The organism is Euzebya pacifica, from assembly GCF_003344865.1.
GTDB lineage: Bacteria > Actinomycetota > Nitriliruptoria > Euzebyales > Euzebyaceae > Euzebya > Euzebya pacifica.
Window position 1 is genome coordinate 2,772,915 of record NZ_CP031165.1, and the last position, 23,327, is coordinate 2,796,241.

23 protein-coding genes are annotated in these 23,327 nt (G+C 71.2%); 13 read left to right on the forward strand and 10 right to left on the reverse strand.

Annotated elements, in window-relative coordinates; all coding sequences use genetic code 11:
• Positions 1–70: 70 nt before the first annotated feature.
• Complete coding sequence (locus DVS28_RS11755) at positions 71–727, reverse strand: LuxR C-terminal-related transcriptional regulator (protein ID WP_114591618.1); 657 nt, start codon at positions 725–727, stop codon at positions 71–73.
• On the reverse strand, positions 724–2,250 hold the full coding sequence (locus tag DVS28_RS11760) for a sensor histidine kinase (RefSeq protein ID WP_114591619.1): 1,527 nt from the start codon (positions 2,248–2,250) through the stop codon (positions 724–726). Before DVS28_RS11760 ends, DVS28_RS11755 begins: the two co-directional genes overlap by 4 nt.
• A 22-nt stretch (positions 2,251–2,272) precedes the next feature.
• On the opposite strand from DVS28_RS11760, the gene moaA reads away from it, so the two are divergent.
• On the forward strand, positions 2,273–3,283 hold the full coding sequence (gene moaA, locus DVS28_RS11765) for a GTP 3',8-cyclase MoaA (protein WP_114591620.1): 1,011 nt from the start codon (positions 2,273–2,275) through the stop codon (positions 3,281–3,283).
• Between the two features lie 42 nt (positions 3,284–3,325).
• Here the strand turns inward: moaA and DVS28_RS11770 are convergent, their stop codons facing one another.
• From DVS28_RS11770 to DVS28_RS11780, 3 genes are all read right to left on the reverse strand, one after another.
• Entirely contained in the window at positions 3,326–3,940 is a 615-nt protein-coding gene (locus DVS28_RS11770; protein WP_114591621.1) for a hypothetical protein, read from the reverse strand.
• Complete coding sequence (locus tag DVS28_RS11775) at positions 3,937–4,185, reverse strand: hypothetical protein (RefSeq protein ID WP_114591622.1); 249 nt, start codon at positions 4,183–4,185, stop codon at positions 3,937–3,939. The genes DVS28_RS11770 and DVS28_RS11775 overlap by 4 nt, the downstream gene beginning before the upstream one ends.
• A gap of 128 nt (positions 4,186–4,313) precedes the next feature.
• Complete coding sequence (locus tag DVS28_RS11780) at positions 4,314–4,769, reverse strand: MaoC family dehydratase (protein WP_114591623.1); 456 nt, start codon at positions 4,767–4,769, stop codon at positions 4,314–4,316.
• Between the two features lie 286 nt (positions 4,770–5,055).
• Between DVS28_RS11780 and DVS28_RS11785 the strand changes: the two genes are divergently transcribed.
• The 8 genes from DVS28_RS11785 (at position 5,056) to DVS28_RS11820 (ending at position 13,482) form a co-directional block, all read left to right on the forward strand.
• Positions 5,056–5,556: a (2Fe-2S)-binding protein gene (locus DVS28_RS11785; protein WP_114591624.1), complete on the forward strand. Its 501-nt coding sequence runs from the start codon at positions 5,056–5,058 to the stop codon at positions 5,554–5,556.
• Entirely contained in the window at positions 5,553–7,931 is a 2,379-nt protein-coding gene (locus DVS28_RS11790) for a xanthine dehydrogenase family protein molybdopterin-binding subunit (protein ID WP_114591625.1), read from the forward strand. The genes DVS28_RS11785 and DVS28_RS11790 overlap by 4 nt, the downstream gene beginning before the upstream one ends.
• Positions 7,932–7,935: 4 nt before the next feature.
• The gene (locus DVS28_RS11795; RefSeq protein WP_114591626.1) at positions 7,936–8,787 is read left to right on the forward strand and encodes an FAD binding domain-containing protein; all 852 of its coding nucleotides are present in this window, start codon (positions 7,936–7,938) and stop codon (positions 8,785–8,787) included.
• 101 nt (positions 8,788–8,888) lie between these two features.
• Entirely contained in the window at positions 8,889–9,806 is a 918-nt protein-coding gene (locus tag DVS28_RS11800) for an AAA family ATPase (RefSeq protein WP_216826575.1), read from the forward strand.
• Between the two features lie 5 nt (positions 9,807–9,811).
• Positions 9,812–10,960 carry a vWA domain-containing protein gene (locus DVS28_RS11805; RefSeq protein ID WP_114591628.1) on the forward strand — a complete coding sequence of 383 codons (1,149 nt, stop codon included), beginning with the start codon at positions 9,812–9,814 and terminating at the stop codon, positions 10,958–10,960.
• Positions 10,953–12,059, forward strand: coding sequence for an XdhC family protein (locus DVS28_RS11810; protein ID WP_114591629.1), 1,107 nt, complete (start codon positions 10,953–10,955; stop codon positions 12,057–12,059). The genes DVS28_RS11805 and DVS28_RS11810 overlap by 8 nt, the downstream gene beginning before the upstream one ends.
• On the forward strand, positions 12,056–12,703 hold the full coding sequence (locus DVS28_RS11815) for a nucleotidyltransferase family protein (RefSeq protein ID WP_216826576.1): 648 nt from the start codon (positions 12,056–12,058) through the stop codon (positions 12,701–12,703). The genes DVS28_RS11810 and DVS28_RS11815 overlap by 4 nt, the downstream gene beginning before the upstream one ends.
• A complete protein-coding gene (locus tag DVS28_RS11820) occupies positions 12,703–13,482 on the forward strand; it encodes an SRPBCC family protein (RefSeq protein WP_114591630.1) in 780 nt (259 codons plus the stop codon). The genes DVS28_RS11815 and DVS28_RS11820 overlap by 1 nt, the downstream gene beginning before the upstream one ends.
• Before the next feature lie 43 nt (positions 13,483–13,525).
• On the opposite strand, the gene DVS28_RS11825 is transcribed toward DVS28_RS11820, so the two are convergent.
• The 5 genes from DVS28_RS11825 to DVS28_RS11845 form a co-directional block, all read right to left on the reverse strand.
• A complete protein-coding gene (locus DVS28_RS11825; RefSeq protein ID WP_114591631.1) occupies positions 13,526–15,610 on the reverse strand; it encodes a transglutaminase TgpA family protein in 2,085 nt (694 codons plus the stop codon).
• Complete coding sequence (locus DVS28_RS11830; RefSeq protein WP_164710419.1) at positions 15,592–16,647, reverse strand: DUF58 domain-containing protein; 1,056 nt, start codon at positions 16,645–16,647, stop codon at positions 15,592–15,594. The genes DVS28_RS11825 and DVS28_RS11830 overlap by 19 nt, the downstream gene beginning before the upstream one ends.
• Positions 16,648–16,662: 15 nt before the next feature.
• Positions 16,663–17,634 (reverse strand): AAA family ATPase, encoded by a 972-nt coding sequence (locus DVS28_RS11835; protein ID WP_216826577.1) that lies wholly within the window; start codon positions 17,632–17,634, stop codon positions 16,663–16,665.
• 112 nt (positions 17,635–17,746) lie between these two features.
• The gene (locus DVS28_RS11840) at positions 17,747–18,142 is read right to left on the reverse strand and encodes a hypothetical protein (RefSeq protein WP_114591634.1); all 396 of its coding nucleotides are present in this window, start codon (positions 18,140–18,142) and stop codon (positions 17,747–17,749) included.
• Positions 18,139–18,921 carry a crotonase/enoyl-CoA hydratase family protein gene (locus DVS28_RS11845; protein ID WP_114591635.1) on the reverse strand — a complete coding sequence of 261 codons (783 nt, stop codon included), beginning with the start codon at positions 18,919–18,921 and terminating at the stop codon, positions 18,139–18,141. Before DVS28_RS11845 ends, DVS28_RS11840 begins: the two co-directional genes overlap by 4 nt.
• A gap of 565 nt (positions 18,922–19,486) precedes the next feature.
• On the opposite strand from DVS28_RS11845, the gene DVS28_RS11850 reads away from it, so the two are divergent.
• The 4 genes from DVS28_RS11850 to uvrB all read left to right on the forward strand — a co-directional run bounded on the left by DVS28_RS11850 (position 19,487) and on the right by uvrB (position 23,257).
• On the forward strand, positions 19,487–20,062 hold the full coding sequence (locus DVS28_RS11850; RefSeq protein ID WP_216826578.1) for an RNA polymerase sigma factor: 576 nt from the start codon (positions 19,487–19,489) through the stop codon (positions 20,060–20,062).
• Positions 20,059–20,349, forward strand: coding sequence for a hypothetical protein (locus tag DVS28_RS11855; RefSeq protein ID WP_114591637.1), 291 nt, complete (start codon positions 20,059–20,061; stop codon positions 20,347–20,349). The genes DVS28_RS11850 and DVS28_RS11855 overlap by 4 nt, the downstream gene beginning before the upstream one ends.
• Positions 20,346–21,089, forward strand: a complete 744-nt coding sequence (locus DVS28_RS11860) for a mechanosensitive ion channel domain-containing protein (protein WP_114591638.1) — start codon at positions 20,346–20,348, stop codon at positions 21,087–21,089. Before DVS28_RS11855 ends, DVS28_RS11860 begins: the two co-directional genes overlap by 4 nt.
• Before the next feature lie 104 nt (positions 21,090–21,193).
• Positions 21,194–23,257, forward strand: coding sequence for an excinuclease ABC subunit UvrB (gene uvrB / locus DVS28_RS11865; protein ID WP_114591639.1), 2,064 nt, complete (start codon positions 21,194–21,196; stop codon positions 23,255–23,257).
• Positions 23,258–23,327: the final 70 nt, after the last annotated feature.

Below are 23,327 nucleotides of genomic sequence, written 5' to 3' on the forward strand. Positions count from 1 at the left end.
CCGCCCGCGAAGGGTGTACTCGTGTTCGGGTAGTTCGGCGACCGGCTGTCGGCAGTCCCGGAGCCCCGGATCAGGGTGGGTCGACGACCTCGTACTGCAGGGCCAGGCTCACGGCCTCCAGGCGGCTTCCCGCGCCGAGCTTGCCCATGAGGTTGCGCACGTGGGTCTGCACGGTCTCCGGGGAGATACCCAGCCGTTCGGCCGTCTCGGCGGTGCTGGCCCCGTAGACGAGGTGCTCGAGCACCTCGACCTCCCTGCTGGTCAGGGCCTCCCGCACCAGGTCAGCCCGTCGACGGCGGTTCAGGTCGGCGTCGAGGGCACGCAGCCGACGTTGGGTCTCAGCCGCGGGCAGGACCACACCGCCGCTGGCCACCACCCGGACCGCCGCGATGATCTCGGGGATCTCCGCGGTCTTCTGCAGCACCGAACGCGCGCCGGCCTGGATGGCACGGCCGAGCTCACGGTCGTCGCGGAGGCCGGTCAGCACGACTGACGGGACCGGGGGGTCGGCCTCCAGCAGGGCGGCCACGACGTCGGCGCCGTGGCCGACGGGCAGCTCGAGGTCGACCACGGCCACGTCGGCCCCTGCGGCCGCACGCACGGCCGCAGCGGGATCGCCGTCCTCGCGATGGCCGATGACCTCGATGTCGTCCTCGAGGTCCATGACGGCGCTCATGGCCTGGCGCAGGCTGGCGTGGTCCTCGATCAGCAGCACACGGATGGTCATCGGTTCTCCTCCACGGACTCCTGGAGCGGCAGCACCACACGAACCCTGGCTCCCGTGTCGGTGGGACGTTCGAAGGCCACGGTCCCGCCGTGCGCGTTGACGATCTGGCGGACCACCCACAGGCCGAGGCCGGTGCCCTCGGCATCGTCCTGGCCTCGACGGTACTTCTCGAACAGCTCCTCGGCGTGGACCCCGACCCCGGGGCCCCGGTCGGCGACGCGGATCACGTACGTCCCGTCGCGGGCCCGCCCCTCCAGCACGATGGGCGTGCCCACCGGTGCGTGGCGGACGGCGTTGGTGATGAGGTTGCGAAGCACCTGGGAGATGCGAACGGGGTCAAGCGGCAGGGTGCGGTCCTCCGACGACACGTGCACCGCGTGCTCCCCGGCGAGGGCCCGGCCGAACGAGCCGGCCTCGTCCAGCAGCGGTGCGATCGCCACTGGCCGCAGGTCGACCGACAGCGCCGTGTCCTCCATCTCCTTGAGGTCGTCCATGCGATCGATCAGCGTCCGCAGCCGGCGGGCCTCGGTGACGATCCCGTCGACCGCCCGCTGGCGGGCAGGGGCGTCCCCGCCCCGCTGGAGCAGGTGGCCGTAGGCGGAGATCGTCATGACCGGCGTGGACAGCTCGTGGGTGACCACCGAGCGGAACGACGCCTCGCGTTCGACGTAGTCCTGCAGCCGGCTGGAGACCTCCCGCAGCTCCCGCAGGTCGGCCTGCGACACGTCGAGCGCGCGCACCCGGTCGGCACGGAGGCGGGCCAGCTGGCGGACGACCCCGGCCAGCAGCACCAGCGCGGTGACGGCACGGAGCAGGTCGGCGGAGGTGATGACGGGTCCGAGGCCGCTGGGGAAGATCGCCTCGTGCAGCTGGGTGAACACGCCGATGATCAGCGCCCACGACAACCATCGCTCCAGCGGTTGTTCGTCGCGGCGGTACAGCCGCTCGGCGAGGAACGCGCCGAGGCCGAACAGCGCCATCGGCACGATCTCGAACGCCCGCTGCACCGGGGTCGGCTGGGGGAAGCCGTCGGCCCCGATCACCGTGGGCAGGGCAGGGGAGGGGCCGGTCACGATGACCACCTCGATGGCCACGAGCGCGAGGAGGGACACCGTGACCAGGCGGGCGGTGGACCAGCGGGGCCACTCCGCACCGGCGAGGACGAACAGCACCCCGACGACGTACCGGGCGGCGATCCACGGGAGGAGGGTCTCGTCGCCGGTCAGGTCGGTGGTGCCCAGGTTGGGCAGGACGCCGAACCACAGGTCGGTCACACCCAGCAGGACGAGGGCAGCGACGAACGGTCGGCGCGCGGCCTGGTCCACGCCGGTCCCGCCGGATGCCAGCAGGCCGGCGGCAGCCATGGACGCGAGGAACCGCGTGGTCTCCAGCGCAACCCTCGTGCCCGGTGCACGAAACGCCGGTGTCGGCGTGCTCGGCAGGAAGACCACGAGGGTCACCGCGAGCAGCGCCAGGACGAGCGCGGTGTGGGACCGTCCCGACGACCTTGAGGAGACCGGCATCGTGCAAGGCTAGGCTGACGGCGTGACGACCGTCGACACCCGCGGCAGGGGACTGCAGGACCTCCGGGTCTCAGTGACCGATCGATGCAACTTCCGTTGCACCTACTGCATGCCGCGCGAGCTGTTCGGTCCCGACCACGCGTTCCTCGAGCGCAGCGCGCTGCTGTCGTTCGAGGAGATCGTCCGGGTCGTGCGGGCAGCAGCGGGTCACGGGGTCAGCAAGATCCGCCTGACGGGCGGCGAACCGCTGCTGCGCCGGGGCCTTCCCGACCTCGTGGCCATGATCCGGGCGGTCGACGGGATCGACGACATCGCCATGACCACCAACGGCGTGCTGCTGCCCGACCTGCTGCCGGACCTGGTCCAAGCGGGACTGGACCGGGTGACGGTCAGCCTGGACGCCATGGACCCCGAGACCTTCCTGCGGATGGCCGACACGAAGGTCGACGTGGGTGTCGTCCTCGCCGCAATCGATGCGTCGGTCGAGGCGGGGCTGGGGACCAAGGTCAACGCCGTCGTGCAGCGGGGGGTCAACGAGGGCCAGATCGTGCCGCTGGCCGAGATGGGCCGGGACAAGGGCGTCACGGTCCGCTTCATCGAGTTCATGGACGTCGGCAGCACCAACCGCTGGACGCCCACCGATGTCGTGTCGGCCCAGGAGATCCTCGACACCATCGGGGCGGTCCATCCGCTGGAGGGGGCCGACGAGCACCGGGGCACCGCCGTGGCCGACACCCACCGCTACGCCGACGGCGGCGGCACCGTCGGGGTCATCGCCAGCGTCACCCAGCCGTTCTGCGCCACCTGCGTCCGCGCCCGCCTGTCGGCGATCGGTGAGCTGTTCACCTGCCTGTTCGCCAGCAAGGGACACGACCTGCGGGCGTTCCTCCGCGACGAACGGGCCACCGATCCCGAGCTGGTCGAGGAGCTGGGTCGTATCTGGGGTCGGCGGACCGACCGCTACAGCGAGGTCCGCCACCAGCGCCAGCACCAACCCGCCGATCGCGTGGAGATGTCCTACATCGGCGGCTGACGTGCGGCTGGGTCCCCCGGGGCCGACGGCCAACCGGCTGGATCAGGCGGGCAGCTCGATCTGGACGACGTGGCGGTTGACGGCGTCGAGGGTGGCGCGGACCACGGCTTCGCGAGCGTCGCCACGGACCAGCGCCGCACCGAGCAGCAGCTGGTCGTCGGCCTTCACCTGGACCGTGACCTGGTCGTCGTCGCCGTCGATCGTGCCGATCCGGTCGATCCGGCTGACGTCGTAGACAGCGCCGTCGCGCACGAAGTCGTTGAGGGCGGCCACCGCAGCCTCGGCAGTCATCCTGAGCAGGTCGACGCGACGGCCGGTCGTCTCGCGCGTCCCCACGTGGGTACGACCGATGACGGCAAGCGTCACCTGCACCCGCACGTCGTGCCCCTCCCGCTCGATCAGCAGGTCGGTGAAGATCGGTCGGCCCTCGCGAGCGGGCTTGCCCTGCTCGGGGTGGACCTGCATGGTCTCCAGGTCGATCCGACCGACCTCGACCATCGTCCGCACGACGGCTTCGGTGACCGCACGCCGGTCCGCGCCAGCGGCGAACTCCACGCGCAGGTTGGCCGGACCGAGCGGGTCGGGCCAGCGCACCACGGCCACCGCCACGCCGGGGATCTGGCGGACGGCGGTCTGGAGATCGGCCAGATCGGTCATTCCGACCCACCTGCCGGCGCGGGGACGCGACGACCGGACCGCAGGTCGTCCTCGGCGAGCGCCCGCCCCGTGGCGGCAGCCCGTGCGGCCGACGACACCGCCATGTCAGCCGACGAGTCGTCGCCCGACGGGGCGGGGATCGGCTCGGCGTCCTCGTGGGGTGTCGGGTCGAAGCTGATCGACACCGGAGCAGGCGGCGGCGCGCTGGCAACGCGAATGCGCTCGATGATCCGGGCCCGCTGCATAGGTGATGTCCCCGTGGGTCGACTGTGACGGGTACGGACACGCCCCCCGACAGACGTGGACTGCACCTCGGTTCGATACTATGACCGAAACGGAGGGTTACCGCCAGTGGTCAAACCGTCATGTTGCCTCAGCGGTAGTAACGGGTGACCAGCTCGGCGACGCACACGGGCTTCGTTCCGCCGTCGCGTTCGACGGTCAGCTCCGACACCGACTGCAGGCCGCCCTGCACCTCGGTCAGCTCGACCAGCGTCATGGTGCCGCGTACGGCAGTACCGACCGGGACCGGGGCGGGGAAGCGCACCTTGTTCAACCCGTAGTTGACCGCCATCGACACACCCTCGACGGTGAGCAGCTCCCAGGACAGGACGGGCGCCAGCGACAGGGTGAAGAAGCCGTGGGCGATCGTGCTGCCGAACGGCCCCCTGGCGGCGCGCTCCGGATCGGTGTGGATCCACTGATGGTCACCAGTGACGTCGGCGAACCCGTCGACCATCCGTTGGTCCATGTCGTGCCATTCGGTCGGACCGATCGGGGTGCCCACCAGGGACTCGAGGTCGTCGAGGTGCACGGTCTGCTGGCTCATCGCTGTTCTCCGTCGGGTAGTCGAGTCGAGGCCGGATGTCGGGTCCGGATGTCGGGTCCGGGTGTCGACTGCGGATCCAACCACAGCCGGTCCGGGCGGGCCCCATCAGTGCCCGCGTCACCGATTGCGAGAAACCCCTACCGGAGGACCGGCCGCCGTTCTAGGCTCGCGATGCGACCCGCTGGATTGCCTCGGTGAAGGAGCACACCGGGGATGGAGCCGCTCCGCTGGTCGCACGAAGACGGTGCCGGTCTTCGGCGCCCGATCACTTTTCGGAGGGCACACCATGACAACCACGTCCGCGCGCGCAGATCGCGTGCAGATCCGGGTCTCGGTCGACGGGACCACCTACGACGACGAGGTGGAACCTCGGCTGCTGTTCGTCCACTACCTGCGCGACGTGCTGGGCCTGACCGGCACCAACGTCGGGTGCGACACCTCCAACTGCGGGGCATGCACCGTGCTGGTGGACGGCCGCTCGGCCAAGTCGTGCACGATGCTGGCCGCCCAGGCCGACGGGGCGGAGGTCACCACCATCCAGGGCCTCGGCAACGGTGAGCTGACACCCGTGCAGAAGGCGTTCCACGAGAAGCACGGCCTGCAGTGCGGCTACTGCACCCCCGGCATGATCTGCGCGGCGACGTCGTTGCTCAGCCAGAACCCCGACCCGACGGAGCACGAGATCCGCGAGGGGCTGGAGGGCAACCTCTGTCGCTGCACCGGCTACCAGAACATCGTTGCCGCCGTCCAGCAGGCCGCTGGCGAGATGAACGGAGGGTCGGCATGACCGCCATCGAGGATCGTCCGGAGGCCACCGGCAAGGTCGGCGACTGGACCCTCCGCAAGGAGGACGCCCGGCTGATCACCGGCCAGACCCGCTGGACCGACAACATCACCCTCCCCGGCATGCTGCACGCCGCCGTGCTGCGCTCGCCGATGGCCCACGCCCGGATCAGCCGACTCGACACCAGCCACGCGCTCGAGCAGCCCGGTGTGGTCGCCGCCTTCACCGGTGCCGACCTCGAGGGCGAGTACGGCGCCCTGCCGTGCGCATGGCCGGTCACCGCCGACATGGTCAACCCGGCCCACATGGCCCTTGCCGTCGAGGAGGTCAAGTACGTCGGTGACGCCGTTGCCGTGGTCGTCGCGCGCACCAGCTACCAGGCAGCCGATGCCCTGGAGTTCGTCGACGTCGAGTACGAGCCCCTCGACCCCGTGGTCGACATGCTCGCCGCCGTCGAGGACGGTGCCACCAAGGTCCATTCCGACACCGACTCCAACGTGTCGTTCCTGTGGCCGTTCGAGGCCGGCGACGTCGATGCGGCGTTCGACGGGGCCCACACCGTCGTCAGCCGTCGGTTCGTCAACCAACGCCTGATCCCGGGAGCCATCGAACCCCGGTCGGTCGTGGTCGACCCGGCGTCGGCTTCCGGTGAGGTGACGGTGTACTCCGCCACCCAGGTGCCCCACATCCTGCGCCTGATGCTGGCGCTGACCCTGTCCATCCCCGAGCAGAAGGTCCGGGTCATCGCCCCCGACGTCGGCGGCGGCTTCGGCTCCAAGCTGAACGTGTACGCCGAGGAGGTCGCCATGACGGCGATCGCCCGTCGGCTGGGCAAGCCGCTCAAGTGGACCGCGTCCCGCAGCGAGGACATCCAGGCCACCATCCACGGACGGGACCAGATCCAGGACATCGCCATCGCCGCCGACGCCGACGGCCGCATCCGCGGCCTGAAGGTCGACCTGCTGGCCGACATGGGTGCCTACCTTCAGCTGGTCACGCCGGGCGTGCCCATCCTCGGGGCCTTCATGTTCCCGTCGATCTACAAGATGGACGCCTACCACTTCGCCTGTCGCGGGGTGTTCACCACCAAGACCCCGACCGACGCCTACCGCGGTGCGGGCCGGCCCGAGGCCACGTTCGCCATCGAGCGCATCATCGACGAGCTCGCCGCCGAGCTCGGCATGGAGCCGATGGAGCTGCGCAAGCGCAACTGGATCGCCCACGAGGAGTTCCCGTTCGACACCATCGCCGGGTTGACCTACGACTCGGGCAACTACGAGGCCGCCACCGAGAAGGCCATGGAGCTGTTCGGCTACGACGAGCTGCGTGAGGAACAGCGGCAGCGTCGCGAGTCCGGCGACCCGGTCCAGCTGGGCATCGGCATCTCGACGTTCACCGAGATGTGCGGCCTCGCCCCCTCCCGGGTGCTCGGGTCGCTCTCCTACGGCGCAGGCGGCTGGGAGGCTGCCACGGTCCGGATGCTGCCGACCGGCAAGGTCGAGGTCGTGACGGGCACCAGCCCCCACGGGCAGGGCCACGTCACCGCGTGGTCCCAGATCGCCGCCGACACCCTCGGGGTGCCCTTCGACGACGTCGACGTGCTGCACGGCGACACCAAGATCGCCCCCATGGGACTGGACACCTACGGCTCCCGGTCGCTGGTCGTCGGCGGCATCGCCCTGAAGCGAGCCTGCGACAAGGTGGTGCAGAAGGCCAAGGTCTTCGCCGCCCACATGCTGGAGGCCAGCGAGGACGACCTGGAGTTCGCCGACGGCGCCTACTCCGTGAAGGGCGATCCCGAGAAGTCCACCACCATCCAGGACATCGCCCTGGCGGTGTTCGCCGGTCACGACTACCCGGAGGGCGTCGAGCTGGACCTGACCGCCAACATGGTCTTCGATCCGGAGAACTTCTCCTTCCCCCACGGCACCCACCTGGCGGCCATGGAGGTCGACACCGAGACCGGACGGGTCACCATCCGCAAGTACGTCTGCGTCGACGACATCGGCAACGTCGTCAACCCGATGATCGTGGAGGGGCAGGTCCACGGCGGCCTGGCCCAGGGCATCGCCCAGGCCATGTGGGAGGGGGTGGAGTTCGACGACGCCGGCAACCTGCTGACCGGCACGTTCATCGACTACACGCTGCCCAGCGCTGCGGACATGCCCTCCTTCGTCACCGACCGGACCACCACGCCGGCCACCAGCAACGACCTTGGGGTCAAGGGTGTCGGCGAGGCCGGCACGATCGCCTCGACCCCCGCCATCGTCAACGGCGCCATCGACGCGGTGCGCCACCTCGGGATCAACGAGCTGCGGATGCCGCTCGTACCGAGAACCGTCTGGAACGCGCTGCAGGCCGCAAAGGGAGAGGGCTGAACCGATGATCCCCGCAACCTTCGACTACGTCCGGGTGACCTCCGTCGCCGACGCCGTCCAGGCGCTGTCCTCTGCCGAGGACGCCAAGCTGCTGGCCGGTGGACATTCCCTGCTGCCGCTGATGAAGCTGCGGCTGGCCTACCCCGAGACCCTGATCGACATCGGTCGGGTCGAGGAGATGAAGGGCGTCCGCGAGGACGGCAACCGTCTCGTCATCGGGGCAGCCACCACCCACTACGACGTGCTGAGCAACCCGCTGGTCCAGCAGCACTGCGGCGTCATCGCCGACGTGACGGCCAAGGTCGGCGACCCACAGGTCCGCCACCGCGGCACCCACGGCGGGTCGCTGGCCCACGGCGACGCGGCCAGCGACATGCCAGCGATGGCGTTGTCCCTCGGCGCCCGGTTCGTCGCGGAGGGTCCCAACGGCCGTCGCGACATCAAGGCCAGCGACTTCTTCAGCGACTACCTCGAGACGGCGCTGGCGCCCGACGAGGTGCTCGTGGAGGTGTCGTGGCCCAAGCTGCCCGATGGTGCCCGCTGGAACTACCAGAAGTTCACGCGCGTCACCCAGGGCTGGGCGATCGTCGGTGCGCTGGCGGTCGTCGCCGGAAACGGCTCCATCGACCACGCCCACATCGGACTGACCAACATGGGTTCGACCCCGGTGCGTGCCTCGGGCGTCGAGGCTGCGCTGGCGGGGCTCGACACCGGCGACAGGGCCGCCATCGACGCGGCCTGTGAACAGGCAGCGGAGGGCACCTCGCCCCCGTCGGACCTCAACGGCGACGCCGCCTACCGGCAGCACCTCGCCCGGGTCCTCACCCGTCGTGCCGTCCGGGCCGCGCTGTCCTGATCCGATGGACCAGCAGGGGTGGGGCCGCCCGACGGCGGCCCCACCCCGCTGGCCGGTCCGTTCGCCGACCCCACTTCGCCGACCACATGGTGTGATCCTCCTTGACCCAGCCAGCCGGCCCGATGCCCGACGGCGTCGCCTCCCCAGATGACCTTCGACGGGCGCTCGCCGACGCCGACTACCTCGCCGACACGGGCCTGGCGACCGTCGCCTGGCTGGGACTGCGCCTGTCCCGGCCGCTCTTCCTCGAAGGCGAGCCCGGCGTGGGCAAGACCGCCCTGGCACAGGCCCTCGCGGGCCTGCTCGACGCGCCGCTGATCCGCCTCCAGTGCTACGAGGGCATCGACGCGTCACAGGCCCTGTACGACTGGGACTTCCCCCGCCAGCTGCTGCACCTGCGAGCCGCCGAGACGGCCGGGTCCACCGGTGACGTCGAGGCGCTCGAGCACGAGCTGTACGACGAACGATTCCTGCTGGCCCGCCCCCTCCTCCAGGCGATCCGCACCAGCCCGGCGGTCCTGCTGATCGACGAGATCGACCGGGCCGACGACGAGTTCGAGGCGTTCCTGCTCGAGCTGCTCAGCGAGTACGCCGTCACGATCCCCGAGCTCGGGCGGATCGTGGCCGAGGTGCCACCGGTCGTCGTCATCACCTCCAACCGCACCCGCGAGGTGCACGACGCCCTGAAGCGCCGGTGCACGTACCACTGGCTGGACCATCCCACGTTCGAACGCGAGGTGGCCATCGTCCGTCGTCGCTGCCCGGACGCAGGTGCGGAGCTGACCGCCCAGGTGGTCGGGGTGGTGCAGGGGCTCCGGGCCGAGGACCTGTTCAAGCCGCCGGGTGTGGCCGAGACGCTGGACTGGACCCGTGCCCTCGTGGCCCTCGGCGCGGACACCCTCGACGTCGAGCTCGCCACCCACACGCTGGGCTCGGTCCTGAAGTACCGGGAGGACCTCGAGCAGGCCAGCAAGCTCGACCTGGGACGGCTCGTCGCCAACGCCGTACAGGGGGTGTGAGGGAGATGCACACACCGCCCACGGACGCCGCCGACGCCCTGGACACGGCCGTGGCCTTCGCGCGGACGGTCCGGTCCACCGGTGTCCCCGTGACGACCGGACGGATCCGCGCCTTCGTCGAGGCCCTGGAGGTCCTCGACGCCGGCCGGCGCCTCGACGTGTACTGGGCCGGCCGCTCGACCCTGTGCGGCAACCGGGACGACCTGGGCCGCTACGACCGGGCCTTCGAGGCCTTCTTCGAGGGCGAGGCCCCCCACACGAGGTTGCGACCGGGCACGCCCAGCAGCCAACGGCCGCAGCTGCGGTCCCTGACCGCCCCGCTGCACGGTGGCGACGACGACGGGGACGACGACGAGCTGCACCTGACCGCCAGCGCCAGCCGGCACGAGGTCCTCCGCCAACGGGACCTCGCGTCGTTGACCCCGGCGGACCGGGACCTGGTCAACCGCCTCCTGGCCGCGATGTCGCTGCCGGGCGAGCCCCGTCGCACGCGTCGCCACCATCCGTGGCACCGCGGTGGGCTCGACGAGCACGCCACCGTCCGCGAGGCCCTCCGGGGCATGGGCGACCCCCGCGTGCTGCATCGCCGCCGCCACCGACGGCGGCCCCGGACCGTGGTCCTGCTGGTCGACGTGTCCGGGTCGATGGGCACCTACGCCGACGCCCTCCTGCGGTTCGCCCACGTGGCCGTCGGTCGGGGCGGCGGTACCGGGCGGGCCGAGGCGTTCACCATCGGCACCCGGCTGACCCGCATCACCCGCGAGCTGTCCCACCGTGATCCCGACACCGCCATGGCCGCCGTGGCCGGCGCCATCCCCGACTGGTCGGGGGGCACCCGCCTGGGCGACGGGCTGAAGGAATGGCTGGACCGCTGGGGCCAGCGCGGGCTGGCGCGGGGTGCGATCGTCGTGATCCTGTCCGACGGCTGGGAACGCGGCGACACGACGGTCCTGGCCACCCAGATGGAGCGGTTGCAGCGGCTGGCCCACAGGGTCGTGTGGTCCAATCCCCGCAAGGCCGCCCCCGGCTACGAACCGCTCGTCGGCGGCATGGCTGCCGCCCTGCCGCACGTCGACGAGTTCCTGACCGGCCACTCGGTGGCCGCACTCGAACGACTGGCCCGTGTCGTGATGGGAGGCGACGTCCATGCGTGACATCCTGACCACCCTCGCCAGCTGGCACGACGCCGGTGTCCCGACGGCCATCGCGACCGTGGTGGAGACCCAGATCAGCGCCCCGCGCGACCCCGGCGCCGCCATGGCGGTCAACGCCGACGGGGTCGTCGTCGGCAGCGTCTCCGGTGGCTGTGTCGAGGGCGCGGTCGTCGAGCAGTGCCAGGAGGTCCTGGCCGGAGGACCCGCGAGGCAGGTGACCTACGGGGTCTCCGACGACGAGGCCGTGGCGGTCGGCCTGACGTGTGGCGGCGAGATCTCCCTGTTCGTCGAACCCTTCGCGATCCCCGGCTTCGCCGAGGTCCGCCGGATGATCGAGGACGGCCGAGGCGTCGCCATCGGCACCGTCGTCGACGGGCCCGGCAACGTGGGTTCCAAGCTGGTCGTGACCGAGGACGCCCAGGACGGCGACCTGGGCAGCGAGGGGTTGGCGGTTGCGGTGTCCAGCGACGCGCGGGGCATGCTCGCCCAGGGACGGACCGGGCGACGGTCCTACGGCGCCGACGGCGAACGGCGGGTCGACGACGTCACCGTCTTCGTGCAGTCCTTCCAGCCACCCCCACGGATGTACGTGTTCGGCGCCATCGACTTCGCGGCTGCCGTGGCGAGGATCGGCAAGTTCCTCGGCTACCACGTGACCGTGTGCGATGCGCGGCGGGTCTTCGCCACGCGCGCTCGTTTTCCCGACGCCGACGAGGTCGTCGTCCAGTGGCCCCACCGGTTCCTGCCGACGGCGCCGGTCGACGCTCGCACGGTGTTGTGCGTGCTGACCCACGACCCGAAGTTCGACGTGCCGCTGCTCGAGGTCGCCCTGCGAACCGACGCCGGGTACATCGGCGCGATGGGCTCCAGGCGAACCCATGCCGATCGGCTGGATCGACTCCGCGACCTGGGCCTGACGGAGGAGGAGCTGGGCAGGCTGCGGTCGCCCGTCGGGCTGGACCTGGGTGCCCGGACTCCGGAGGAGACCGCCGTGTCCATCGCCGCGGAGATCGTGCAGCTGCGCTGGGGTGGCAGCGGACAGCCGCTGACCCGGACCAGTGGCCGTATCCACCCCGACCGCGAGGACGCCCTCACGTGAGCGCCCCCGGCATCCGTGATGTCGCCGGCGTCGTGCTCGCCGCCGGCGCCGGCCGACGCATGGGCGGCCCCAAGGCGCTGGTCGAGCTGGGCGGCACCCCGCTGGTGGTGATGGCCACCCGCGCGTTGGTCGAGGGGGGCTGCGCCCCGGTCGGTGTCGTGACCGGATCGGCCGGCGACCGCGTTGCCGGGGTCCTGGTCAACGACGCGGTCGGACGCGGGGCGACCATCGTCCCCAACGACCGCTGGGAGGAGGGGCAGGCGACCTCGGTGGCCGTGGGGCTGTCCTGGGCCGCAGGGCGCGGCGTCGGTGGTGTCCTCCTCCACCTCGTCGACCTGCCCGGCGTCGGTCCGGCTGCGGTCGCTCGCCTCCTGCGGGCCCGAGAGGAAGCCCACCCCGGCGTGCAGGCATGGGTGGCCACCTACGGCGGTCACCCTCGCAACCCGGTGCTGCTGGCCGCCGATGCATTCGAGGACGTCATGGCCGGACTGGCCGGCGACCGGGGCGCACGTGGTTGGCTGGACACCCACCCCGAGGTCGTGCAGCACGTCGCCTGCGACGATGTCGCGGTGCCCGACGACCTTGACACCCCCGACGACCTGGACACGTGGACCCGGTCCACACACGAGGAGATCAGACGCTGATGGAACTGACCCACACATTCGACGTGCCCGTCCCGCCCGCCCGCGCCTTCGAGGTGCTGCGTGACATCGAACGCATCGGCCCCTGCATGCCCGGGGCCACCGTCGACGATGTCGACGGCGAACACTTCAGCGGTCGGGTGAAGGTCAAGCTCGGCCCGATCCAGGTCACCTACCGGGGTGAGGCCGACTACGTCGACGTCGACACCGAGGCGCTGACGGCCACCATCAACGCCCGCGGTCGCGAGGCACGCGGGTCGGGCACCGCCAACGCGGTGGTCAGGGCCTCCGTCGTCGACGGGCCCGACGGCGGGGCGACCGTGAAGGTCGTCACCGAGCTCGCCATCACCGGCAAGCCGGCGCAGTTCGGTCGCAGCGTCATGAGCGACGTCGGGGAGAAGCTGATCGGCCAGTTCGCCGACTGCCTGGCGGGCGAGCTCGCAGGTGGGGACGAGGACGACGACGAGGCCACGGCGGACACGGCCGCCGCCGACACCTCCACCGGGCAGGCATCCGACGACGCCGCCGTCGATGGCGAGACCGCTGATGCGGCCGCTGCGGCCACCAGCAACGGGGCGAGCCCTGCACCCTCCTCGCCGGCCGCAGGTGCGGCGACGACACCGGCCCGGCCCGCGTCGACGCCCAAGGCGAGGACCACCGACGACGCGATCGACCTGCTCGACGTCGCGGGGGCCCCGGTGGCGAAGAAGCTCGCGCCGGCCGCCCTCGGCGCCCTGCTGCTGTACGTCCTCTACCGGATCCTGACCTCACGCAAGGACTGACCGGAGGGGCCGTCCGTCCCCCCTCGGGGACCGGCGGGCGGCCTCATCGTCGCGTCAGGATCCGGTCGACCGCGGCATGGGCCGACTCGTCGTCGGGGCCGGGAGCGGCGTAGCGGCGTGCCTCCTCGTGGGCGCGGACGAGGTCCAGCTCGGCACGGTCGAGGTGCGGCAACGTTCGGTTGGCTCGCGACACCGCCTCCCGTGGCGTGTCGGAGGGTCGGGCAGCCACGCCCTCGACCTCCAGCGCGGACAGGAGGCGGACCCACGGTGACCGACGACGCAACCGCCGGGCGGCCATCGCTGCCGAGGCCATCCAGCCGGCCCCTGCAAGCACCAACGCACCAGCCGCTCCGGCCACCCAGGGCCGGGGGTCGGCGGTGACCGCGTCACGGAGCCGAGCGAGCAGCCGGCCGATCAGGACCTCCGATGGCCTGCCGTCGGGATCCAGCACCTGCGACGTGGCGCCGGTGGGGTCGAACGGCACCCATCCGACCCCGGGTACCTCGACCTCGACCCAGGCATGGGCGTCGGCGGCGCGGACCACGTACTGACCGCTGAACAGGTCCCTCGTCCCCGGCTGGAATCCGGTCACGAACCGTGCGGGGATCCCCACCGAGCGGAGCAGGACCACCATGGAGGTGGCGATCGGTTCGCACCAACCGACACGGCTCTCGAACAGCAGGTGGTCGACGGGGTCGGCCGAACGGGGGACCACCGGCCCCTCCAGGCTGTAGGCGACCCGGTTGCCGATCCATGCCTGGACCGTCTCCGCGATCGCGTACGGGGTCGGGGCCGCAGCCTGTGCGGCGAGCTGCCGGGCGAGGTCGTGCACACGTTGCGGCACGCTGTCGGGCAGCGCCGTCCACCGTGGGTCGACCGTCCCGGCGCTGCCGGGCCGGACCGTCCGCAACGTCGATGCCGGTGTGACGTCGATGGCGGAGACCACCGAGTAGACCGTCCCCGCGGACATGTCGACCGACGTCGTCAGGGTGCCGTCGTCCCACGGTGCGACGCTGCGGGCAGCCAGCCACACCTCCCGGGGGTCCGATGCCGCGAAGACCAGGTTCGGCGTGGCGTGCAGCAGCTCGATGGTCTGGGTCACGCGCTGCTGGACCGACGCCTCACCGCGTGGTTGGCGGAGCACCACGGGCAGGCCCTGGACCGGGCGTGGGTCGGTCGCCGAGCGTCCCCACACGCCGTCGTCGTACACGTCGAACACCACACCGCGGAGCGGGCGCGGACGGTCGGTGCGCACCCGCATGATCGGGGTGTCGTCGAGCTCGCCCACCGAGCGGGGGTCGACCCGGTCCGCGAACCCGAAGTAGTCCACCGGCCCGCCACCCTGCGCCCCGCCGCCGTCGGCGAACGGTGGCTGGATCCGGCCGTTGTCGGTCGTGGCCGCCGGCCCCGCCGACCCGAAGGAGAACGGCAGTCCACCGAGGGACCCGCTGGAGCGCAACGGCAGCAACCCGAACAGCAGCACGGCCACAGCGGCCACCGCGGCGACGCTGCGCCCGGTTGCGCGAGCCGGTGACCTCTCCGGCCCCCCGGGGTCCTCGACGTCGACGGGGGGACCGACGACGCCGTCCTCGGCCCACTCCTGCGCCCGGGACCGTCCGTGCCGGTGAAGGGCCACCGCCGAGGCCGACAGGTGCAGCGCGAACAGCACGAACATCCAGGCGTCCGGACCGGTTGCCAGCGCCAGGCCGAGCAACGCCAACGACGACACGAGGCCGAACATCAGGTCACGACGCTGCGGCAGGTCGAAGGCGTGCAGGACCTGGATCTCCAGGAACAGCACCGAAAGGGGAAGCCGGGCGTCGTCGACCGTGGTGATGCCCGACAGGCCGTCGAAGAAGCGGATCAGGACAGCGACCGCGAGGACGCTGATCACGATCTTGGCGGCCCAGTTGGAGTCGTTGCGCCGCCGGTGGGACCACAGGAACGCCAGCGGCATGACCAGGACGATGGCCGTCGACTCGCCGAGCGGTGCGGCACCGGCGAACAGCACCGCCAGCGCCCCGGCCATCACGGCGACGAGGACCGCCACCCGCAGGGTGACGTCGTGTTCGGGCCGCCGGGTCGTGTTGACCTCGGCGACCGCCCTGATCAGGCGCCCGCCAGCCATCCCCGCACCTCCTCCAGGGACTGGAGGGTGGTTGCGTCCGACGGCGTGGAGACGACGATGGCGGTTGGGTCGTCGCGATCGGGACGCACGACCACGCCGGGCCCGTCGGTCCGGGCGTCGCGGCTGCCGCGGGGCCCGCCCGGGTCGGGGGACGGAGGTCCGACGGGGCTGCCACCGAGCGGATGCTGCCTGGCCAGCTGCTCCGCCATCGTCGCGGTCCACTCGACCGGATGGCCCTGCAGGACGAGCGTGGCACCGCTATCGGCCCCGGCAGCCGTGGCCAGGGCGGTGACGACCGTGGTCGCCAGCACCATCTGGGGCGGCGTCCATCCGTGGTCCCGTGCCAGCTCGATCCGTACGTGCGGTCCGGTGGAGCCGCTGGTGTCCCGGACGAGCAGCTGGCCCCGGCGGGCGCTGGCCCGCCAGTGGACCAGCCGGCTGCCGTCCCCGGCGGCGTGCTCCCGCAGGCCCGTGACCTCGTCGCGGCCGACCCGATGCCGTTCCTGCGGCCCGTGTCCGCCGACGATGCGAGCCAAGCGCTCGGCTGCTGGGTGGACGCTGGGCACGACCGTGCAGCGCACCTCGTGGCCGGACCGGCGCACGGCCGCGGCGAGGGTCAGGCTGCCGACGGTCCGGAGGACGACGTCAACGGTGTCCAGCGGACCGACCGATCGACGCACGGGCGCCCGGACGGTGCTGGTGCCAGCCTCCCCGAGGACCGTCCGCAGCCCGAGGGAGGGAATCGCGAGGAGGGTCGAGCCCGGGTGCTGGGGACGAGTGACCTGGATCGTCACGACGGGCGGGGCCTCGATCGTGCCGGTCCCGTCGCCGGAGACGACACACCCCGTGGCCTGCTGCAGCCGTCGGGCACCGGCCACGTCGACCGCGACTCCGGCGGCCAGCGTGGCGGCCAGCAGGACCAGCCATCCCGACCCGATGTTGGAACCCGCGAAGTACAGCACCGTCGCCAGCGCCAGCACCGACCAGCCGACCCCCGTCGGCCGTGTCGTCAGCAGTCTGCGGTCGGGGAAGGCCACGCGTCTCAACGGCGATCAGGCGGCGACGGGGGTCTCGTGCAGGACCGCCTGCACGACCCCGTCGGGCCGCTCGCCGCGACCGTCGACCACGAGGCGGTGGACCAGTACCGCAGGTGCAACCCGCTTGATGTCGTCGGGAAGGACCACGGGGCGCTGGTCCAGCAACGCCATCGCCTGTGCCAGCCGGACCAGCTGCAGCGCCGCACGCGGCGACGCGCCGAGGCGGACCCCGGCCCGGTTCCGGGTGGCCCGCACGAGCCGGACGGCGTAGCCCACCAGGTCCTCGGTCGCCGTCACGTTTCGCGCGGCGGCCTGCAGGCCGGCCAGCTGGTGCAGGTCGAGCAGCGGGGGGAGGGTCGTCAGCGGGTCGGCACGAAGCTGGCTGGCGACGATCGCCACCTCGTCCACGGCCTCGGGGTACCCCATCGACGTCGCAGCGGTGAACCGGTCCAGCTGGGACTCCGGCAGGGGGTGGACCCCGTGCTGCTCCGCCGGGTTCTGGGTCGCGAGGATCATGGACGGCTGGGGGAGGGCGTGGGTGACCCCGTCGACGGAGACCTGGCCCTCCTCCATCGCCTCCAGGAGGGCGGCCTGCGTCCGTGGGGACATCCGGTTGGCCTCGTCGACGACGACGATGTTGGCGAACAGCGGGCCGGCCACGAACTCGAACCGCTCCTCGCGCGGCCGCCAGACCGCCGCGCCGGTCAGGTCGGTCGGCAACAGGTCGGGTGCACCCTGGATGCGGGTGTGCTGCCCGTCGATCGTTCGCGCCAGGGTCCGGGCGAGGACGGTCTTGCCGACGCCGGGGACGTCCTCCAGCAGCAGGTGCCCGCCGGCCAGCAGCGTCGCCACCGACAGGGTGACGACCGAACGCTTGCCCACGACGACCCGCTCGACGTGGTCGACCAGCCGAGCGGCCAGCGTCGGGTCGACCGGCGTCGACGTCTCGGCCTGTCCGGGCGAGCCGGGCAGCAGGGGAGTGGACACTGGCGAAGCCTTCCGTGTACCGGGCATGCCGTGGCACGCCACGACGCGTGCGTGTCAACTGACATCGGCAGGCGGTGCCGGCCCCTTGAGTCCTGGGTGCCGGTGCGTGGCCCTATGCGGTGTGGGCTGCGCCGTCGGCGTCGTCGACCCCGGGGGTGTACCGGCCCGCCAGCGCGGCCGCCGAGGCGGCCCCGAGGACCATGGCAACGCCCTCCTGCGCACCGGGGGCGGTCGTGCTGAAGACGGCCATGACGAGGAACCGGAGGAAGACGGCCATGACGGGGCTGCCGACCGCCGTCAGCCGTGCGACCGCGGCGATCCGCTCGCCGCCGATCACCCGCAGGCCGGCCGCCGCCCCCGCGGCGGATGCGGCAGGCAGCAGGACACCCAGGATCACCAGCGCCACCCACCATCCCGTCGGGCGGACGGGGCTGGCCACCAGCACACCGACGAGGAGCGTGGCCCCCACGGCGGCGCCGGCGGCGGCCCCTCCCAGGCGGCGGGTCACTTCCCCTGGTAGACGCCGTCGCGCCGCTCGACGAACGACCGGAGCCCCTCGGCAGCGTCCTCGCTGGTCATGATCGGGACCAGCGAGGCGTGCATGTCGGCGATCGCCGCGTCGGTGGAGACATCGCGGGACAGGCGGGACTGCCGCAGCGTGGCCTGGACACCCAGCGGTGCCTGCTTGGCGATCGTCTCGGCGATCGCGGTCGCCGCAGCGAGCTGCTCGCCGGCCGGCACCACCTCCTGGACCAGTCCGATCCGGTGGGCTTCCTCGGCGCCGAACTCCTCCCCGGTCAGCAGGAACTTCATCGCGTTGCCCCATCCGAGGTTGCGGACGGCGCGGATGGTGGCTCCGCCGAACGGCACGATGCCGCGGCCGATCTCCAGCTGGCGGAACCGGACGTCGTCGGCCGCCACGATGATGTCGGCAGCCAGGGCCAGCTCGATGGTGAGGGTGAACGCGACCCCCTGGACTGCCATGACGACCGGCTTGGGGCACGGTTCGCCCCAGATGCCGAACGGGTCGGTCATGCCCTCGGGCACGAACGGTTCCCCCGCAGCGATGGCCGGGCCGACGTCGGCCAGGTCCAGGCCTGCCGAGAAGTGGTCGCCCCGGGCCGAGACGACGCCCACGCGCAGGTCGTCGTCGGTTGCCAAGCGGTCGTAGGCCTCCGCGAGGGCGTGCAGCATCCCTCGGTCGAAGGCGTTGCGCTTCTCCGGACGGTCGACGCCGATGTGGAGGACGTGGCCGTCGACTCGGGTGGTGATGTGCGCTGCGGGCATGGGCTGGCTCCTGTCACGAGGGTGGGCGCAGCCTACGGGGCCGTCGCAGCAGGGACGAACCGGCCGCAGGCAGCGGGGGTGGGCACACCCTCGAAAAAGGGATCGGGCCCGGCACGGGGGAGTGCCGGGCCCAGCAGCGATGACATGAGGGGGTGGGCATCACCGCTGCAAGCTTGTGTGTGTTGGCCGCTGGGCCGAGGTCTGTGGGGTCCGTCTCCGCGGACCGTGTACGCAGGGCCGAGCCGACCCGTTCGTGTCCCGCCTGGACCCGTGCAACCAAGGTGCCCATCACGGAATTGGATGAATCATGTTCGGTGAATCTTCTTCAGCGAACTCGTCCGTGCACCGTGAAGGATGACGGAACGTGTTCCGATGATGACTCGTCGGATTGCCGGCTGCGGAGTCTAGGGCAGAGTGTCGCGGCTGCAGGAACCCCCACCGGCGGCCGGTCGGTCAGGCCGGCATCGGGTCGGTTGTACCGTTGGCGAGAAACTTATGGCCCCGGGGTGGGTCCATCGAGAAAGGTTGTCGGGTTTCCACGGAGGTGTTCGGGAGTGATGGCGCGGTGCATCGATCGGGCCCGGCGTTTGCCGTGTTCGACGACGCCGCCCTGCTCGCCCGTGCCCGCGGTGGCGACGTGGGGGCCTTCGAGGAGGTCATCCGCCGCAACTACGGCATGCTCTTCAGCGTCGCGCGCGGCATCTGTGGCCGCGATGCCGATGCCGAGGATGCCGTCCAGGAGACCTTCGTCAGGGCATGGCGTGCCCTTGCGACATTCAGGGGCGACAGCCAGGTCTCGACGTGGCTGTACCGCATCGCGACCAACACCAGCCTCAGCCTCGTCACGCGTCGCAAGGAGGGGGTGTCCGCGGACGTCCCCGACAGGGCGGACCCGTCCTCGTCCCCGGAGGGAACGGTGGAGGGCATGGAACGGGTCGCCGTGGTCCAGCAGGCCCTCGCCGACCTCAGCGAGGACGCGCGCGCGGCCTTCGTGCTGCGCGACGTCCAGGGCCTTGCCTACGAGGACATCGCCGAGAGCCTCGACATCTCGCTGTCCGCGGTCAAGAGCCGCATCTTCCGTGCCAGGCAGGCCGTCGCCGACGCCCTCTCCGCCCACGATCGAGGGGAGGGAGGGACATGACCGCCATCGACGCATTCGATGACCCCGACGGGTTGGATCGGGTGACCATGGCGCTGGTCACCGAAGCCGCCGGCCTGCTCCGGTCCATCGCCGTCCCACGCGAGGAAGCCGTCGAGGCCACGGTGCAACGTGTCCGTGCCGAGGCCATCGTGAGCGTCCTTGCCGGGTCCATCTTCGGCTCGATCGGGCGTGTGGCTCGTGCAACCCCCGACCTGCTCGGGCTGCGCGAGGACCCCCCCGGCAGCCATGATGGGCCGACGTCTGCCCCCACCGAGGACCCTCGATGACCTTCGACACCCTGCTCGCCGCCGACGGCCCACTCGTCCGCACGCTGGTCCCGATCATCGTGTGCGTGGTCGCGGCCTTCGTCCTGGCGTGGCTCCTGCGTGTCCTCGGTGGCCGACTGCTGGACGACAGGGCGGAGGTCAACTCCCTCGCCAAGGCGACCCTCGTGGGGGTCAGCGCGGTGGGGTTCCTCCTCGGCCTCGGCCGCCTCGTGGACCCCGTCGCCACCGACACGGGCCTGCAGGCCGCCATGTCGGGGATGATCGGCGCCCTCCCCGGGCTGACGATCAGCTTCATCCTGGTCATCGTTGCCCTCCTGGTCGCGGCGGTCCTGCGTGCCACCGTGACGCGGGTGGTCGCCACCGTGCGTCCGGCCATGGCCCGGGTGGCCGGTGCGGTCGTGTACTGGGCCATCGTGGTGCTCGTCTCGCTGATCGCCGCCGAGCAGGCAGGCATGGACGTGGGTGTGCTGCGGCAGCTTCTGATCATCACCTTCTCGGGCCTGGTCGTGGCCGCGGCGCTGGGGCTCGGCCTCGGGCTGCGACCCCTGCTCGGCTCCGTGATCGCCGGCCGACACGTCGACAACATGCTCGAGGTGGGCTCCATCGTCACCTTCGGGGACGTCACCGGCGAGGTGGTCGGGGTCGGCCACGTGTCGGTCAGCCTGCGCACCCCCGACGGTCAGGTCGTCGACATCCCGCACGAACGGTTCCTCGACCAGCCGACCGCATCCTCGAGCTGACCGAAACCCCCGTCCGGGCGACACGGTCTCCCGTGTGGCCCTCCTGACAACCCCCTGACGGGAGACAGGGTGACGGTGGTTGACGGGCACGCGACCATGGGGGCATGTCGAGTCCCACCACGCCGGTCCGTCGCGACGGTCGGTTCGAGATCGTCAGCGACTACAAGCCGGCCGGTGACCAGCCCCGCGCGATCACTGGTGTGACCGACGCCCTTGGACGGGGCGAGACCGACGTCTGCCTGCTCGGCGTCACCGGTTCGGGCAAGACGTTCTCGATGGCCAACATCATCCACGAGGTCCAGCGGCCGACGCTCGTCATGGCACCCAACAAGACGCTGGCCGCGCAGCTGGCGGGCGAGTTCAAGGAGTTCTTCCCCAACAACGCCGTCGAGTACTTCGTCAGCTACTACGACTACTACCAGCCCGAGGCGTACGTCCCGTCCTCCGACACCTACATCGAGAAGGACTCCTCGATCAACGACGAGATCGAGCGGCTGCGGCACGAGGCGACCATGTCGCTCATGACCCGCCGCGACGTGCTCATCGTGGCCTCGGTGTCCTGCATCTACGGGCTGGGGTCGCCGGAGCAGTACGAGAAGTACCACCTCATGCTCAGCGAGGGCATGGACATCGACCTGGACAAGGTCATCCGACGGCTGGTCGAGCTGCAGTACGAGCGCAACGAGCTCAACTTCGTCCGCGGCAAGTTCCGGGTGCGTGGCGACACCCTGGAGATCTTCCCCGCCGACGGCGAGACCGCCTGGCGCATCGAGTTCTTCGGCGACACCATCGACCGCATCACCCGTCTCGAGCCGATCACCGGTGAGCTGATCGGCGAGTTCGAGCAGGTCATGATCTTCCCGAACTCCCACTACATCACCGGTGGCACGGGGCTCGAACGGGCCATCCAGACCATCCAGGCCGAGCTCGACGAGCGCCTGGAGGAGCTGACGTCGGCCGACAAGCTGCTCGAGGCCCAGCGGCTGCGCATGCGGACCAACTACGACCTGGAGATGCTGAAGGAGATCGGGATGTGCTCGGGCATCGAGAACTACTCCCGTCACCTGGACGGGCGAAGCCCCGGCGAGACGCCGTACACGCTCATCGACTACTTCCCCGATGACTTCCTGCTGATCGTCGACGAGTCCCACGTGACGGTGCCGCAGGTCGGCGGCATGTACGAGGGCGACCGGTCGCGCAAGACCACCCTCGTCGACCACGGCTTCCGACTGCCCTCGGCGATGGACAACCGGCCGCTCCGCTTCGAGGAGTTCCGCGAGAAGGTCGGCCAGACCGTGCACGTCTCGGCGACACCCGGGCCCTTCGAGCGGCGCATGTCCTCGACCATCGTCGAGCAGGTCATCCGTCCGACGGGACTGATCGACCCCGAGGTGCTGCTGCGGCCGACCAAGGGACAGATCGACGACCTGATCGAGGAGATCCGGGGGCACGCCGAACGCGACGAACGCGTGCTGGTCACCACGCTGACCAAGAAGATGTCGGAGGACCTCACCGACTACCTGCTCGAGGCCGGCCTGAAGGTCCGCTACCTGCATTCGGAGATCAACACCGTCGAGCGGATCGAGATCCTCCGCGACCTGCGCATGGGGCACTTCGACGCGCTGATCGGCATCAACCTCCTCCGTGAGGGCCTCGACCTGCCCGAGGTGGCGCTTGTCGCCATCCTCGACGCCGACAAGGAGGGGTTCCTGCGGTCCGAGACGTCGCTGATCCAGACCATCGGGCGTGCCGCACGAAACGTGAACGGCAAGGTCGTGATGTACGCCGACAACATCACCGACTCGATGCGAACGGCGATCAGCGAGACGAACCGTCGCCGGGCGATCCAGGAGCAGTTCAACCGCGAGAACGGCATCGACCCCCAGACCATCCGCAAGCGCGTCGGCGACATCATCCAGATGGCGCGTGCCGCCGAGGCGGGCATGCCCTACCAGTCCGCCGACCCCTCGGACCGTGCGCGCGAGGCCCTTCCGGGCATGCCCGATGTCAGCGACCTTCCGTCCGACGAGCTGGCCACCCTGATCCAGACGCTCAGCGACGAGATGCACCAGGCCGCAAGCGAGCTCCGGTTCGAGTACGCCGCCCGGCTGCGCGACGAGATCGGTGAGCTGAAGCGCGAGCTGCGGGGCATGAGCGCCGCAACCTGACCGGCGGTCTCCCAGCCCACCTGGCCCACCCCCGGAGTACCGTGCCGCGCTCACCGGTCGCCCCTCGGCG